Below are 14902 nucleotides of genomic sequence, written 5' to 3' on the forward strand. Positions count from 1 at the left end.
TGCCACTGATATAACACGTGACACTTATCACGTATATCAGTGGCAATACGGTCAAAAACATTGATTTATTTAACGACTACGAATTGGATTCCTCTTCTTCTGTGCTTTGCTCTGGCTGTTCCTGGATCAATCCCGAGAACAACGCATGCACGAATTGCTCTGAATCAAATGGCTGCAGATCATCGATCTTCTCACCGAGTCCGACCAGCTTCACAGGCAGATCCAGCTCCTGACGAATCGCAACAACAATACCACCTTTTGCGGTACCATCCAGCTTCGTCAACACTAATCCGGTTACCCCGCTCTTCTCTCCGAAGAGTTTGGCCTGATTCAGTGCATTCTGACCTGTAGTTGCATCCAGCACCATTAATACTTCATGAGGTGCTTCCGGAATTTCACGTTGAATAACACGATAGATTTTGTTAAGTTCGTCCATCAGATTCGATTTGTTTTGCAGACGGCCCGCTGTATCACAGAGCAACACATCAGCACCCCGTTGTTTTGCAGCCTGTACGGCATCATACATTACAGCGGCAGGGTCAGAACCCGATTGTTGCTTGATAACTTCCACACCAGCACGTTGTCCCCATACTTCGAGTTGCTCAATCGCTCCGGCGCGGAATGTATCTCCTGCTGCCATGATGACCTTTTTACCCTGCTGTTTGAAGCGATGGGCCAGCTTGCCAATCGTTGTTGTTTTACCAACACCATTAACACCAACAAACAAAATGACCGTGATCCCATCCGGATTCATTTTCAGTTCATTATTCTGCTCACCACGAAGTAAGCCCGTCAGTTTTTCGGACAATACAGGCTGTAATTCAGCTGCATCTTCAATTTTGCGTTTTTTGACTTCGTCACGCAGATCTTCGATCAATTTCATGACCGTATTAACACCTACGTCGGCCCCAATCAGAATCTCTTCCAACTCTTCATAGAATTCTTCGTCGATTTTTTTGCGACGGATGACGAGGTCCGATACTTTCTCCACAAGGCCTTTACGTGTCTTTTCCAATCCGTCCTTGAACTGTTTGGTAACTGACTCCGTTTTGCTTGCAATGCTGTCTCTCAGCTTTTTAAAAAAACTCATAAAGCCCCTCCATCGTGTACATTTCTTGGTTTAAATGATATTAGATGAGTTCATGTGTGACAATCACTCAAAGATCAGGCAATGACAGCTTCCTCATCTTCCAGTTTAACCGAAACGAGCTTGGATACTCCGCCCTCTTCCATCGTAACGCCATACAGCACATCCGCTTCTTCCATTGTGCCTTTGCGATGTGTAACAACAATGAACTGTGTCTGTTCCGAGAACTCACGCAAATACTGGGCAAAACGTACCACGTTAGCTTCGTCCAGCGCGGCTTCGACTTCATCCAGTACGCAGAACGGTACAGGCTTAACATGCAGAATAGCAAACAACAACGCCATCGCAGTCAGCGCTCGTTCTCCACCGGATAATAGCTGCAGGTTTTGCAGCTTTTTGCCAGGCGGCTGAGCGACGATATCAATACCCGTGTCCAGCAAACGCTCAGGGTCCATCAAGACCAGATCCGCGCGCCCTCCGCCAAACAGCTTGGTGAAGACCGTGCCGAATTCCCGGCGAATCGCATCAAATGTCATTTTGAATCGCTTGGCCATCTCGTCTTCCATTTCGCGAATGACCTGATACAACGTTGTTTTCGCTTCAACAAGATCGTCCTTCTGCGTGCTGAGGAACTCATACCGCTCATTAACCCGCTGAAATTCCTCAATCGCTCCCAGATTGACATCACCAAGAGCTGTTATGCTGCGCTTCAGTTTCTGTACCTCAGCTTGTGTGCTCTCCACATCTTCCGGCACTGGATAACGCTCTTTGGCAAGCTCATAACCGAGCTCATACTCATCCATCAATTTGCGTAAGATGTTTTCCAGCTCAACATCAAGTCTGTTCACGGAAATCTCCGTTTGGCGCATCTGTTCCTCCACAGCTTTCAGCTGTGTGCGCTGTTCCTTCGTTTCGCTCTCCGCAAGCTCAAGCTTCTTCGACAGCTCGCTTCGGGCAGCACGCTTGAAATCCAGCTCCTGTGCAGATTCCGCTTTTTTCAGCTTGTATTGGTTAAGATCTTCAATCTGTTTAACACTCTCAGTCTCTGTTTTCTTCAGATCGGCTTCCATGGAGGCCAGCAGCGTGCGATTTTGACGAAGATCCTTCACCAGTGATTCCACTTCACGCTCCAGACGCCGCAATTGCTCCTCGTTGGAGAATCGCTCCTGATCCAGTTTACCTTCTCGAACTTTCAGTTCGGTGAGCTGGGTCTGCAATTCCTCCTTCGCGGATTCATTCGCTTTACGCGCGAATTCTGCGGCATGAATGGCACGATGGGTCGCCTTCTCTTCTTCCTCAAGCTGCTCCAGCTTCTTCACAGCGACATCGCGGGCTGTATCCATCTCTTTGATTTCCTCGGTAAACCCGCTCTTTTCCTGCCCGGCTACCGCAACCTGTTCCAGTACGTGACGTAGCTCATGCTCAACCTGCTTCATTTCCATTGAAGCCTGCTGCTCTGCATTTCGGGTGTCATCTCCTGACTGGCGCAGCTCGTCCAGCTTATCCTGACACTGCTCTAGTTGAGTTTTTACATCATCCACAACGCGATGCAGTTTTACTATTTGATTTTCGGTGTCCACAATATCCTGATCCAGCTGGTCCAGCTGCCGTTTTCGACTGAGCAGACTTACATTTTTCTTGTGCTGGCTACCACCAGTCATCGAACCCCCTGCGTTAACCACATCGCCTTCCAGAGTTACGACCCGGAAACGATATTGGCAGCGAGCCGCGATTTTGTTGGCATCCTCCAGCTTTTCCGCAATAATGACATTTCCGAGCAAGCTTCCAATGATCGAAGCATATCGGGATTCGTATTGTACGAGATCCGCACCAATGCCCACAAATCCATCCATGCCTTCGATCATTGAACGTTCACCCGCACCAATGGTACGTGGACGAATAACATCCAGCGGGAGGAACGTAGCTCTGCCCAATTGACGTTGTTTTAGAAATGCAATTGCCTGTCTGGATACTGATTCATTCTCCATGACGACATGCTGCAGGGAAGCACCCATCGCTGTCTCTACCGCAAGTTCGATCTTCTCAGGTACTTTAACGAGCTCTGCAACAGCCCCATGAACCCCGCTCAATGTACCCTTGCGTGATGCCTTAAGTACTTCTTTGACACCCAGCATGAAACCGTCGAAATCATCCTGCATTTCTTTCATTGTATCGCGACGGGAGACCTGAGCTTCACGTTTTTGCTCCCACTTACGGACCGTTCCCCGGCTTTCTTCGAGCAGCTTCTGCAACGACTGAAGACGTTCACTTTCCGTAATATATCCACCGCGCAGATCACTGATTTCCTTGCCCAAGCGAACGACTTTTTTCTCAATCTCCGTTTTGCGGGCTTCCAGCGTTTCCTTCTGGCCTTCCCACTTGCCGGATTCCTCCGTCGCGCGATTCATTCGCCGTTCCAGCGTCTCTTTCTGTTGGTCCGCGTAACGAATTTCGTTTCGTGTCTGGGCCATCTGATTCATCAGTTCCAGCAAGTTGCCCTTAAGGCTTTCCTCCTGCTGTTGGCTGATACCGCCAGTGACGCCGATGAGTTTGGCCTCTTCCTCGGAAAGACGGTTTCTCACGTCATTCAGTTCAAGCTCAAGTTTGGCAAACTTTTCGCGTAATGCAAGTAACTCGGCTTCACGCTCCCGATGTCTCTCTTCACTAGCAGCAAGCGTCACTTTAAGCTGTTCCTGGTTTGTCTGCAAATGACGTGAACGCTCCTTGAGCAGTTCCCCGAGACCTTCGCTTTTCTCCGTTGCTTCACTGAATTGCAGTAAGGCGGATTGCAGCTGTTCTGTCTCCGTTTCCAACGTGCGCAGTGCAATCCGATCACTTTCCAGCTTGGCATCATGAGTAGAGACGATGGCAGCCAACCCGACTTCTTCCTGTTTCAACGATTCGAGTCGTTGGTTTGCTTTGCTCCAGGAAGCATGAATTTGTTCGATCTGATACACGTACATGGAAATTTCCTGGGATTTCAGCTGTCCACGCAATTCCTTGTAATGGATCGCTTTTTCCGATTGTTCCTTTAACGGACCAATCTGGTCTTGTAGCTCGGTGACCAGATCATGAATCCGCAATAAATTCTGTTCCGTCTCATCCAGTTTGCGAGTAGCATCCCGTTTGCGTGATTTATATTTAACAATACCTGATGCCTCTTCAAAGATCCCCCTGCGATCCTCTGAACGGGTACTCAGAATCTCTTCGATTCGTCCCTGTCCAATAATCGAGTAGGCTTCCTTGCCGATCCCGGTATCCATAAACAATTCCGTAATATCCTTCAAACGACAGGACTGCTTGTTGATAAAATACTCACTGTCTCCGCTGCGATGTACACGACGCGTTACCGTCACTTCACCAAAGTCCAAAGCAAGTGCATGATCTTCGTTATCCAGCGTCAATGAAACTTCACCATAATTAACAGCCTTCCGTGCATCACTGCCGGCAAAAATGATATCTTCCATCTTGCCACCACGCAGTGATTTGGCGCTTTGTTCCCCAAGAACCCAGCGTATGCCGTCTGAAATATTACTTTTCCCACTTCCGTTCGGGCCTACAACAGCGGTTATGCCACGAACGAATTCCATTTCCGTTTTGTCGGCGAATGACTTGAATCCACCCAGTTCAATCCGTTTTAAAAACATAGGGTTTCCCGTCACCTCCTCTTGCAAATTTCAAGTGTTGCATTCAGCGCCTAGTTATCGATCAAGAAAAGCAAATCCTGATCCTCCTTACAAAAAAAGAGCAAAAAGCAGTCCGGCCGATAAATTCCGCCAGGCGGACCCGCGGGCTGCTCTTTGCTCTTCGTTTGTCTATGCGCTTACGGTAAAGCTCAGGCTTCCGGAAGCTTCAGTCGATCCAGTGCTGCGGATGCAGCCTGTTGCTCGGCTTCCTTTTTGGAACGTCCTGTACCTCTGCCAAGCCGTTCTTGACCCATATGGACCTCGGAGACAAACTCCCGTTCATGGGCAGGGCCCCGTTCCTCAACGATACGGTATTCAAGAGCTCCCATATTGTGATGCTGAGTGAGTTCCTGCAATTCCGTTTTGTAATCGCTCATTTGCAGCTTGCTACCCAGAACGATTAACGGAAATACATGCTGATCCAGGAATGTCCGGACAGGCGCCAATCCCTGATCCAGATATAATGCACCGATGAAAGATTCAAACACATCCGCTAATAAAGCCGGTCTTGTTCGTCCTCCCGTCAGTTCCTCACCTTTACCAAGAAGTACATACTGCCCAAAACCCAACGCTTCAGCAAATTTGACGAGGGAAGGCTCACAGACAATCGATGCCCGCAGCTTGGTTAATTCACCCTCCGGCCGGTTAGGAAACAAGTGATACAAGTATTCCGACACAGTCAGTTCCAGTACCGCATCGCCCAGAAACTCCAGACGTTCGTTATCCTGATGCTGACTGAACCGGTGTTCGTTTACATAAGAAGCATGGGTAAACGCTTGTTTTAAAAGCTGCCTGTTGTCAAATTTGATTTGAAGTTTGTGTTGTAACTGCTTCAGATCTTCACTCAAACGAACTAGCCCCTTATGCTTCAAATTTTTTGAGAATAATGGTGGCATTGTGACCGCCGAACCCAAATGAATTGGACATGGCAATATTGACTTTAGTTTGACGTGGAACGTTTGGAACGTAGTCCAGATCACATTCCGGGTCCTGATTTTCCAGGTTGATTGTTGGAGCAAGCGTTTGATGTGTCAGCGACAATCCGCAGATTACGGCTTCCACGCCACCAGCAGCACCAAGCATATGACCTGTCATCGATTTGGTTGAACTCACCGCAAGCTTGTACGCATGATCGCCAAACGCTTTTTTGATCGCAAGCGTTTCGGATCTGTCACCTACAGGAGTTGATGTTCCGTGTGCGTTGATGTAGTCCACTTCTTCCGGTTCAATTCCAGCATTACGCAGAGCCATCTTCATGCAACGAGCTGCGCCATCCGGATCAGGTTCTGTCATGTGATGTGCATCCCCCGTGAGACCGTAACCAATAACCTCACCATAAATACGGGCACCACGTTTTTGTGCATGTTCAAGGGATTCAAGGATCAGAACACCCGCACCTTCACCCATAACAAATCCGTCACGTTCGGTGTCAAAAGGACGGCTTGATTTGGCAGGATCATCATTACGTGTAGACATGGCACGCATTGCACAGAACCCAGCCAGACCGGTTGGTCTGATCGTCGCTTCCGCACCACCGCAGATCATCGCGTCCGCATCTCCGTTTGCAATCAGCTTGAAGGAATCTCCAATGGAGTGTGTTCCTGTAGCACAGGCTGTTACCACGTTGATGTTAGGACCTTTCGCCCCGAGAGAAATCGACATTTGGCCAGAAGCCATGTTGGAGATCATCATCGGAATGAAAAATGGGCTTACGCGTTTAGGACCCTTTTGCAACAATGCATTATGTTGGTCTTCCCAAGTACCCAATCCACCGATACCCGATCCGATGGACACACCGAAGCGCTCTGCATCAATGTTCTCGTCAATTTTCAGACCACTGTCTTCAACGGCTTTGAAGCCAGCTGCTACAGCGAATTGAACAAAACGGTCCATTTTACGTGCATCTTTGCGATCCATGTACTCTTCCGGGTTGAAATCCTTGATCTCGGCTGCAATTTGAGTGGTGTATTCACTTACATCAAACGCCTCAATCTGAGAGATTCCGGACTTGCCTGCCATTAAACTTCCCCAGAACGTTTCCAAATCTTTTCCGAGCGATGTCATTACGCCCATTCCGGTAATTACAACTCTTTGTTTCAAACCAACTCACCTCTATATCGACTGCATTACGCAAGTATTTTGTGGGAATATCCGCAAGCAGACGTCTAGCCAAGCATGATCCGAAGATCCGTTTGACCAGCGCCGCTTGCGGAATGAGAAAAACCAATGAATGATGAGAAGTCCCGCCTGTTCGAAAACAGGAGCGGGACTGAATTGACTTTAGGTATGAGATTGTATGTAGTTTACAACTTCACCTACGGTCGTGATTTTTTCTGCATCTTCATCAGAGATTTCCAAATCGAATTCATCTTCCAATTCCATGACCAATTCCACTACATCCAAAGAATCAGCACCCAAATCTTCTTTGAAAGATGCTTCAAGTGTAACTTCAGCTTCGTCTGCGCCCAAGCGGTCGACGACGATGCGTTTTACACGCTCCAATACATCGGACATCCGGTTCACCTCCTCCTTGGTATTATACGAGAATCGCAGGCAAAATGCCATAGAAGACATATGCGGCTCCCGGCCGGGGAACCCGGCCTTTTTCCGGCATTTCGGATCGTCCAGCGCCTGTTCCCCGACTATTGTTCAAGTCCGGGAAGAATTACATGTACATGCCACCATCAACATGCAGTGTCTGCCCTGTCATATAAGATGAAGCTTCTGAAGCCAGGAACGTGACAACACCGGCAATTTCATCCGGCTGGCCCAGACGGGACAACGGAATACCGTTCAACATATTGTCCACGATCTCCTGGGACAATTCCTTCGTCATATCGGTCTCAATAAATCCTGGCGCAACGCAGTTCACTGTGATGCCGCGGGAAGCAAGCTCACGTGCAGAAGCCTTTGTCAAACCGATGACCCCTGCCTTGGCAGCAACATAGTTGGCTTGTCCAGCATTTCCGAGCACACCCACAACCGAGGAGATGTTAATAATTCTTCCAGACCGTTGCTTCATCATTGGACGCGTAACTGCCTTAAGGCAGTTAAACACCCCTTTGAGATTGGTTTCGATCACCTGATCGAATTCCTCTTCTTCATGCGAATGATCAGATTATCACGGGTAATTCCAGCATTGTTAACAAGAATATCAACGTTGCCCCACGCTTCAATCGTAGCTTTGACCATTTTCTCGGCTTCGTCCATCTGGCCTACATTCGCTTGTATCGTTATGGCCTCGACACCTTTGGCACGAATTGCTTCCGCTACTTCCTCAGCTGCCGCTTGACTGCCCGCATAATTTACGGCCACGTTGGCGCCTGCCTCGGCCAAAACGAGTGCAATACTGCGCCCAATGCCACGAGATGCACCAGTAACGAGCGCATTTTTGCCTTGTAATGGTTTAGACATAATCATTCCTCCTTTCCCCAAATCTAATCATGGTTAATCAAATTAGTGCAGCTGCCGTTGCTTCGAGCGTCTCAAGACTGTTTACATTGTACAGTTTAACGGTTTTATCTGTTTTTTTAATCAAACCTGTTAACACACTGCCAGAACCAATCTCGATAAAGGTATCTACACCTTGCTCAATAAGCCATGTCACACTGTCTTCCCATAAAACCGGAGAATAGACCTGTGCTGTCAACAAATCCTGTACCTTACCGTCCTCCACAGGTCTTGCAGTCACATTTGCGACTACAGGGACCGTCCCGGGTGAGAACGAAACAGTTTTCAGTTTCTCAGCCAGCTTCTCTGCTGCATCCTTCATTAGGGAAGAGTGGAACGGACCGCTTACTTCGAGTGTGATGGCACGTTTGCCGCCCGCTTCCTTGACCCGTTCAGCGACAGCAGCTACCCCTTCCTTCACACCGGAGATCACGATTTGTCCCGGACAATTTATATTTGCTAGTTCAACTGCATGACCGCTTTCGGATACATCCCGGCAAAGCACCCCCAGCGCTTCCCGATCCGCACCCAATACAGCAGCCATCGCTCCCTGTCCACCCGGAACAGCCTGTTCCATATATTGACCGCGTGCACGCACAATACTTACCGCATCCGCGAACGAAAGAACGCCCGCTGCTACCAGTGCACTGTATTCACCAAGGCTGTGTCCAGCTGTAAAATCAGGCTGAATTCCTTTTTCTCTAAAAGCCTCAAGCAATGCGATACTGGCTGTCAGCAGAGCCGGTTGCGTATTCGATGTTTGTTTCAACTCGGTCTCTGGTCCTTCGAATACCAGGTTACTCAGCGAGAAACCCAACGTTTCGTCCGCTGTACGAAAAATTTCTGTTGCCGCAGGCACGGACTGATACGCGTCCTTAGCCATGCCTACAGCCTGTGATCCCTGTCCGGGAAATACAAATGCTATTTTACCCATGCCATTCAACTCTCCCAGCTGTCTAGTTTACCAAACAAGTACGGATGCGCCCCACGTCAGTCCGCCACCGAAACCTACCATCAGGACAGTATCTCCGGCTTTCATGCGACCTTCTTCAGCGGCTTCAACCAAAGCAAGCGGGATGGAAGCTGCAGATGTGTTGGCGTATTTATCCACGTTGACCACAACTTTCTCTTCTGGAAGTTCTAGTCGCTGCATTGCAGATTGGATAATCCGGATATTGGCTTGGTGAGGAACAAACAAATCCACGTCCGTACGTTCCAGGCCAGCCTTGCGCAGCACTTCGACTGTCGCTGTCCCCATCACCCGTACTGCAAATTTAAACACTTCACGGCCATTCATGTAAATGTAATGTTTTTTGTTCTCAACCGTTTCTACGGATGCAGGCAGACGTGAACCGCCGCCTTCCATTTGAAGCAGGCTTCCGCCCGCACCTTCAGCTCCGAGATCGAATGATTTGAATCCACGGCCTTCCGGTACTTCACCCACGATAACCGCGCCTGCACCATCGCCAAACAGCACACAGGTGTTACGGTCGGTATAGTCGGTAATACGAGACAAACAATCTGCACCAATAACAAGTGCATTATTGTACATGCCGCTTTTGATGAAGCTGGTTGCAGTCGCCAGACCATATACAAATCCCGAGCAGGCAGCAGACAAGTCAAATGCCGCAGCGCCCTTGGCACCAAGCTTATCTTGCAGAATACAAGCAGTAGATGGGAACGAAGAGTCCGGTGTAATGGTTGCCACAATAATTAGATCGAGATCACTACCAGTCATGCCAGCAGATTCAAGTGCTTTGATAGCCGCCTCGTATGCCAGATCTGAAGTTGCCTGATCCGGTGCAGCGATGTGACGCTCCTTGATTCCTGTACGACTGACGATCCACTCATCATTCGTATCGACCATTTTCTCCAAATCGCTGTTTGTCAAAATTTTCTCAGGTACATATTTGCCTGTACCGATAACCCCTACCGGGCGCAAATTATTCATGTCGTCACTCACTTCCCGCTAATTTCCTTAGATATGCTCTCCACCAGCTGGTTCTGTACTGCAATCCGTGCTTGGCGCACAGCATTTTTGATGGCATTGCCATCAGCCGATCCATGGCTTTTCACCACAAGTCTGCTCAAACCGAGGAGCGGTGCACCACCATGCTCCGTATAATCCAGTTTCCGTTTCAAACCACGCAGCTCAGGCATAAGCACAGCAGCAGCCAGTTTGCTTTTGAGAGATGATGAGAATTGTTCCTTAAGCAGAGCGAAAATGGCACCTGCCGTACCTTCAAGCGATTTGAGCAATATATTTCCGGCAAACCCATCACACACAAGCACATCACACGCACCTGTTAGCACGTCACGGGCCTCTACGTTACCAACAAAACGGATCGGTAGTTGCTCCAGCAAAGGATATGCATGTTTGGTCAACTCATTCCCCTTACCCGGCTCCGTTCCCACATTGAGCAGGCCAACTCTTGGCGAGGCAATTCCCTGCACTTTTTGCCGATACAAGCTGCCCATCAGACCATACTGTGCAAGGTGTTCCGGTTTCGCATCCATATTCGCCCCGAGATCAAGTGCCAGTACACCCACATCATCAATCGTGGGAATCATGGGCGCAAGTGCCGGGCGCTCAATGCCTTCCATACGACCGACCACAAGCAATCCGGCTGTCATCAGTGCTCCGGTATTGCCCGCGGAGATCATGGCATCCGCTTCGCCTTCCTTCAACATCCGGCCTGCGACTACCATGGAGGCATCCTTTTTGCGTCGGACAGCCTTAACTGGCTCGTCATCCGACCCAATCACTTCGGAAGCATGCCGAACCGTCAGATTGGCAGGTTTTGCGCCTGACTTGCTCAGAAGAGGTTCCAGCTTGGCTTCATCGCCGACCAGAACGATCTGTGTATCCGCCCATTCCGTAGCTGCGGCGATCGCACCTTCTACTGTTGCCGCAGGTGCGTTGTCGCCTCCCATGGCATCAATGACGATTTTCATTCCATATGACCTCCTTCTACGCTGTCTTCTCCACCTGAATGGTAGATTACAAAGTTGCCTTGAAACACCATTTCTTCACCCACGTAAGTAAAAACTTCCACTTTCGCTTTACCCTTTTGACCCGGGATCGATCTTACATATGCCTTCGCAATACATTTCTCTCCCAAATGAACCGAACGGACAAAACGAATGTCTGCGGAAGCCGTCAAAGCGATCTCATCATTGATAACGGCTACTGCCAGGGAGTTGGCCTGTGCAAAGACATAGTGCCCCCGAGCGATGCCCGTTCTTGAAAATACATGTTCTTCCTTTATTTCAAACAATGAAATCCCGCTCTTGTCCAGCTGCAGGTCCACAATATCACCGATAATCTCATGCAGGGGCAAGGAGCGCACCTGATCGTAGGAACGCTCGGCCATCAGCTTCATCCGCTCTCGCAGCTCGGGAATCCCAAGCTCAAGCCTGTCGAGACGAATCGTCTGAATACTCACCTTCAATTGGCGTGTAAGTTCCTGATCCGTCACAAACGGGTTGTCTTCGATCATTTTGGTCAACTGCTGCTGCCTCTGTCTCTTCGGTACACGTTCGATGCCTGACACCCCCGCTGTATCGTTTAAGGAACCGCCTCATCCGGTCAGTTCAACATTCTTCCACGTGCTTCTATAGTTGCATCCCTGTTCAGCAGGGTCGTTCTCACACGAATCATGGTTCATGTTTATGTAACGTCAAATCTTAGAACCTGGTACTAAACTATAGTATATCTCATCCCGTGTCAAAAAGAAAGGCTGGCTGAACAAAAACAATCCTGCCTTGCGGAGCCTGGCTTCACAGTCCCGAACACAGCCAGTACGGTGCATTACCAAAATATGAAAATCGTTTTTTTGAATTCAATTCAAAGGAGATAGAATACAGGTAGAAGTGGTCCATCTTGCGATGTTATGGTCTAAAAAAAGTAGCACCTCATCGAAATGAAGTGCTACTTGATGTCTAGCTATTATTGAGAGATGATCTCTCTTGCTTTGTACGTTCCGCACACTTTGCACACGTGGTGACTAAGTTTAAGTTCGCCACATTGTTCACATTTCACCATGCCCGGTACAGCCAATTTAAAGTGAGTGCGACGTTTGTCGCGACGCGTCTTGGACGTTCTCCGTTGAGGTACTGCCATTATTCCCACCTCCTTATCAAAATCAACCTTTGCAGGTAGTTGTTACAATGTTCGATTTTCACTCATGCTCATTTAAAAAAATCCTTGAGCCCTGCAAGCCGCGGATCGATAACTTGGTTATCACAACCGCAGTCACCTTCGTTCAGCTCATGGCCACACTTCGGGCATAACCCTTTGCATGTATCGCTGCATAGCGGTATAAACGGAAGATCCAGCAGAAAAGCTTCCTCGGCATAACCTTTCAGATCAACGCTCTCTCCATCCACGTAGAAAGTATCGTCATCTTCGGGCAATTCCTCTGGCTGTTTCCCCTGCTTGAATTGCTCATGAAAATCAATATGAAAATGTTCATTAATCGGCTTGAGACATCGGGAGCATAACATGTCCACTCCTGCTGTCAGTTTGCCATGAACATCCACAACGTCGCCCTCTCTGTACTCTGCAGATAAATCCGCAGTCAGCGGGGTAACGGCTGTGATATCCTGTCGGTTAGAAACCAGTTCCTTGATATCCCACTGTTCATTGAACTGCAGGGGTCGGTCACTGGTAGCCACTTTGCGAAATGGCATTAACATTTCCCATCACTCCAAACGAAACCAATCTCATAATTAAAGTTAAACGCCTTACGACAGTTATACAGGTCAAGCCTGACTCTTGCAACACATCATATTCCTGACTGTATGTATTCTGACGAATCATCGTTAAAAGTATTATGAAATTGACTTAACAAACAAAAATCATTATACCGATTTTTCAAGACGTTTGTCAACACTTTTAACTTTACACCCTTTATAAAATGAAGATCCCGAACCGCATTCAATCCCTGGTACATTATAGGCTTACTATAGGCTAAACTACAAGTCATGCATTTTGTGAGCAGGTTTGAGCTCTATCCATGAGAAGAATTCGTGTCTATTTCGTTTAATTATATTGCTTCATGATTTGAACAAAGGGATATCCATGGCCTATTATGGAACAAGATGAGCTCGTATGTTATCGGGCCAGGAAGTGAAAAATTTCTTTCCGATTGTATTGTTACCGAAAGGAGCGCGTTCCCATATGAAAGCCGTTGGCGTCATTGTTGAATATAATCCTTTACATAACGGACATGTCTACCATCTGAGTGAAGCAAGGCGGCTCAGTGGAGCGGACGTTGTTGTGGCCGTCATGAGCGGCCCTTTCCTCCAGCGCGGCGAACCCGCTATCGTGGGCAAAAGGGCACGCACCGAGATGGCGCTGCATGCTGGCGCCGATCTTGTGATTGAACTGCCGGTTGCCTATGCTGTACAACCGGCAGAGTGGTTTGCCTTTGGTGCGGTGTCGCTGCTGCATCGCACCGGCGCTGTGGACTCGCTCTGCTTCGGCAGCGAGTCCGGCGACCTGGACAGCCTGCAGCGCATTGCGCGCGTGCTGGCTGTGGAGCCCGCAGGGCTGCGCGAGGATATCGCGCGCCGCCTGCGGGAAGGCGCCAGCTACCCCGCCGCTTACGCAGGTGCGGCGGCAGCACTGGCGCCTGGCGGCGTCGATGCGGACGACGCCGCTGCACTGCTGGGGCAGCCCAACAATTCGCTTGGGCTGCATTACCTGATCGCGCTGCAACGGCTGGGCAGCGCGATCAAGCCCTTTACGGCGGCGCGTACCGGTGCCGCGTATCACGAGGCGACGCCCGGACCGGGGGCGATCGCCAGTGCAACCGCCGTCCGCCGCCTGCTGATGGCGGACGGGCCCGAAGCCGCCGCGCCATACGTGCCGGCGGCAACCCTTGCCATTCTGCGGCGCGAATGGCAGGAAGGGCGCGCTCCCGTGCACTGGGAGCGCTTTGCACAGCCGCTGCTGCACATCGCGGCCACCCGCCGTGCCTCCGAGCTGGAGCAGATCGCCGAGGTCACGGAAGGGCTCGAACACCGGCTGAGCCGCACGCTTGCTCAGCTCCCGGAGCCTTCAGTCGAAGCGTTGCTGAACGCGCTCAAGACGAAACGGTACACACGCACAAAGCTGCAGCGCATGCTGACCCATTTGCTGCTGAACCATACTAAGGCCGAGTGTTCACCCGAGAAACTGGCTGAAGGCCCAGGATATCTGCGGGTGCTGGGGTTTAATGCACAAGGACAGAGCCTCTTGAAACACATGAAAAAGACGGCTTCTCTGCCTGTGCTGATGAAACCATCGACCTTTGTCCATAACCAGCTGGAGCTGGATGTACAAGCTCAGGCAGCATACGGACTCGCCTGCGAACACGTCGATACGCGCATCATGTACAGCGACTACTATGAACCGCCTGTGAGGCTCTAGCTTTACATCCAGTCATATCCATAGCGGAATGAACATAACCATTCGAAGCCCTCAACATTATTGTTCAATCGGATCAACTCACTAGGTTTTGCCAATTTCCAACTGAATTAATGCAATCCAGATGTACCGATATAAAAGTGATCACACTCTGTTGATGATTCGTTATATGATATGGATTATTCAACCAAAAACCCCCTATTGCACACCGATTCGACATCGTTGCAATAGGGGGTTTTTACATTATTCAAGCTTTCTTTTAGCCAT

12 protein-coding genes and 1 pseudogene are annotated in these 14902 nt (G+C 49.4%); 1 reads left to right on the top strand and 12 read right to left on the bottom strand.

The window, feature by feature from the left end:
- Nucleotides 1-76: 76 nt before the first annotated feature.
- From ftsY to ACTWJ7_RS23440, 12 genes and pseudogenes are all read right to left on the bottom strand, one after another.
- Complete coding sequence (gene ftsY, locus ACTWJ7_RS23385; protein WP_094936423.1) at nucleotides 77-1090, bottom strand: signal recognition particle-docking protein FtsY; 1014 nt, start codon at nucleotides 1088-1090, stop codon at nucleotides 77-79.
- Nucleotides 1091-1164: 74 nt separating this feature from the next.
- Nucleotides 1165-4734, bottom strand: coding sequence for a chromosome segregation protein SMC (gene smc, locus ACTWJ7_RS23390; RefSeq protein WP_443145909.1), 3570 nt, complete (start codon nucleotides 4732-4734; stop codon nucleotides 1165-1167).
- 188 nt (nucleotides 4735-4922) lie between these two features.
- Nucleotides 4923-5621, bottom strand: a complete 699-nt coding sequence (gene rnc, locus ACTWJ7_RS23395; RefSeq protein ID WP_024630178.1) for a ribonuclease III — start codon at nucleotides 5619-5621, stop codon at nucleotides 4923-4925.
- Nucleotides 5622-5634: 13 nt separating this feature from the next.
- On the bottom strand, nucleotides 5635-6873 hold the full coding sequence (gene fabF / locus ACTWJ7_RS23400; RefSeq protein ID WP_024630177.1) for a beta-ketoacyl-ACP synthase II: 1239 nt from the start codon (nucleotides 6871-6873) through the stop codon (nucleotides 5635-5637).
- Between the two features lie 180 nt (nucleotides 6874-7053).
- Nucleotides 7054-7287, bottom strand: a complete 234-nt coding sequence (acpP, locus tag ACTWJ7_RS23405) for an acyl carrier protein (RefSeq protein WP_024630176.1) — start codon at nucleotides 7285-7287, stop codon at nucleotides 7054-7056.
- Nucleotides 7288-7438: 151 nt separating this feature from the next.
- Nucleotides 7439-8187: pseudogene (gene fabG / locus ACTWJ7_RS23410) on the bottom strand (3-oxoacyl-[acyl-carrier-protein] reductase).
- A 37-nt stretch (nucleotides 8188-8224) separates the two neighbouring features.
- Nucleotides 8225-9157: an ACP S-malonyltransferase gene (gene fabD / locus ACTWJ7_RS23415; RefSeq protein ID WP_443145910.1), complete on the bottom strand. Its 933-nt coding sequence runs from the start codon at nucleotides 9155-9157 to the stop codon at nucleotides 8225-8227.
- A gap of 27 nt (nucleotides 9158-9184) precedes the next feature.
- Nucleotides 9185-10174, bottom strand: a complete 990-nt coding sequence (locus tag ACTWJ7_RS23420; protein WP_024630173.1) for a beta-ketoacyl-ACP synthase III — start codon at nucleotides 10172-10174, stop codon at nucleotides 9185-9187.
- Between the two features lie 8 nt (nucleotides 10175-10182).
- Complete coding sequence (gene plsX / locus ACTWJ7_RS23425) at nucleotides 10183-11178, bottom strand: phosphate acyltransferase PlsX (protein WP_024630172.1); 996 nt, start codon at nucleotides 11176-11178, stop codon at nucleotides 10183-10185.
- Nucleotides 11175-11723 carry a transcription factor FapR gene (gene fapR / locus ACTWJ7_RS23430; RefSeq protein WP_052016600.1) on the bottom strand — a complete coding sequence of 183 codons (549 nt, stop codon included), beginning with the start codon at nucleotides 11721-11723 and terminating at the stop codon, nucleotides 11175-11177. The genes plsX and fapR overlap by 4 nt, the downstream gene beginning before the upstream one ends.
- A 449-nt stretch (nucleotides 11724-12172) precedes the next feature.
- A complete protein-coding gene (gene rpmF / locus ACTWJ7_RS23435; RefSeq protein ID WP_017689233.1) occupies nucleotides 12173-12346 on the bottom strand; it encodes a 50S ribosomal protein L32 in 174 nt (57 codons plus the stop codon).
- A gap of 68 nt (nucleotides 12347-12414) precedes the next feature.
- Nucleotides 12415-12921, bottom strand: a complete 507-nt coding sequence (locus ACTWJ7_RS23440; protein WP_024630170.1) for a YceD family protein — start codon at nucleotides 12919-12921, stop codon at nucleotides 12415-12417.
- A 484-nt stretch (nucleotides 12922-13405) separates the two neighbouring features.
- Between ACTWJ7_RS23440 and ACTWJ7_RS23445 the strand changes: the two genes are divergently transcribed.
- Nucleotides 13406-14638, top strand: coding sequence for a nucleotidyltransferase (locus tag ACTWJ7_RS23445; protein ID WP_079347289.1), 1233 nt, complete (start codon nucleotides 13406-13408; stop codon nucleotides 14636-14638).
- Nucleotides 14639-14902 lie beyond the last annotated feature (264 nt).

Source organism: Paenibacillus sp. 1A_MP2 (assembly GCF_052244825.1).
Taxonomy (GTDB): domain Bacteria; phylum Bacillota; class Bacilli; order Paenibacillales; family Paenibacillaceae; genus Paenibacillus; species Paenibacillus vandeheii.

Coding starts and splice junctions, on each gene's coding strand:
- ftsY (WP_094936423.1), bottom strand. CDS start 1,090: ATGAGTTTTTTTAAAAAGCTGAGAGACAGCATTGCAAGCAAAACGGAG.
- smc (WP_443145909.1), bottom strand. CDS start 4,734: ATGTTTTTAAAACGGATTGAACTGGGTGGATTCAAGTCATTCGCCGAC.
- acpP (WP_024630176.1), bottom strand. CDS start 7,287: ATGTCCGATGTATTGGAGCGTGTAAAACGCATCGTCGTCGACCGCTTG.
- fabD (WP_443145910.1), bottom strand. CDS start 9,157: ATGGGTAAAATAGCATTTGTATTTCCCGGACAGGGATCACAGGCTGTA.
- ACTWJ7_RS23420 (WP_024630173.1), bottom strand. CDS start 10,174: ATGAATAATTTGCGCCCGGTAGGGGTTATCGGTACAGGCAAATATGTA.
- plsX (WP_024630172.1), bottom strand. CDS start 11,178: ATGAAAATCGTCATTGATGCCATGGGAGGCGACAACGCACCTGCGGCA.
- fapR (WP_052016600.1), bottom strand. CDS start 11,723: ATGATCGAAGACAACCCGTTTGTGACGGATCAGGAACTTACACGCCAA.
- rpmF (WP_017689233.1), bottom strand. CDS start 12,346: ATGGCAGTACCTCAACGGAGAACGTCCAAGACGCGTCGCGACAAACGT.
- ACTWJ7_RS23440 (WP_024630170.1), bottom strand. CDS start 12,921: ATGTTAATGCCATTTCGCAAAGTGGCTACCAGTGACCGACCCCTGCAG.
- ACTWJ7_RS23445 (WP_079347289.1), top strand. CDS start 13,406: ATGAAAGCCGTTGGCGTCATTGTTGAATATAATCCTTTACATAACGGA.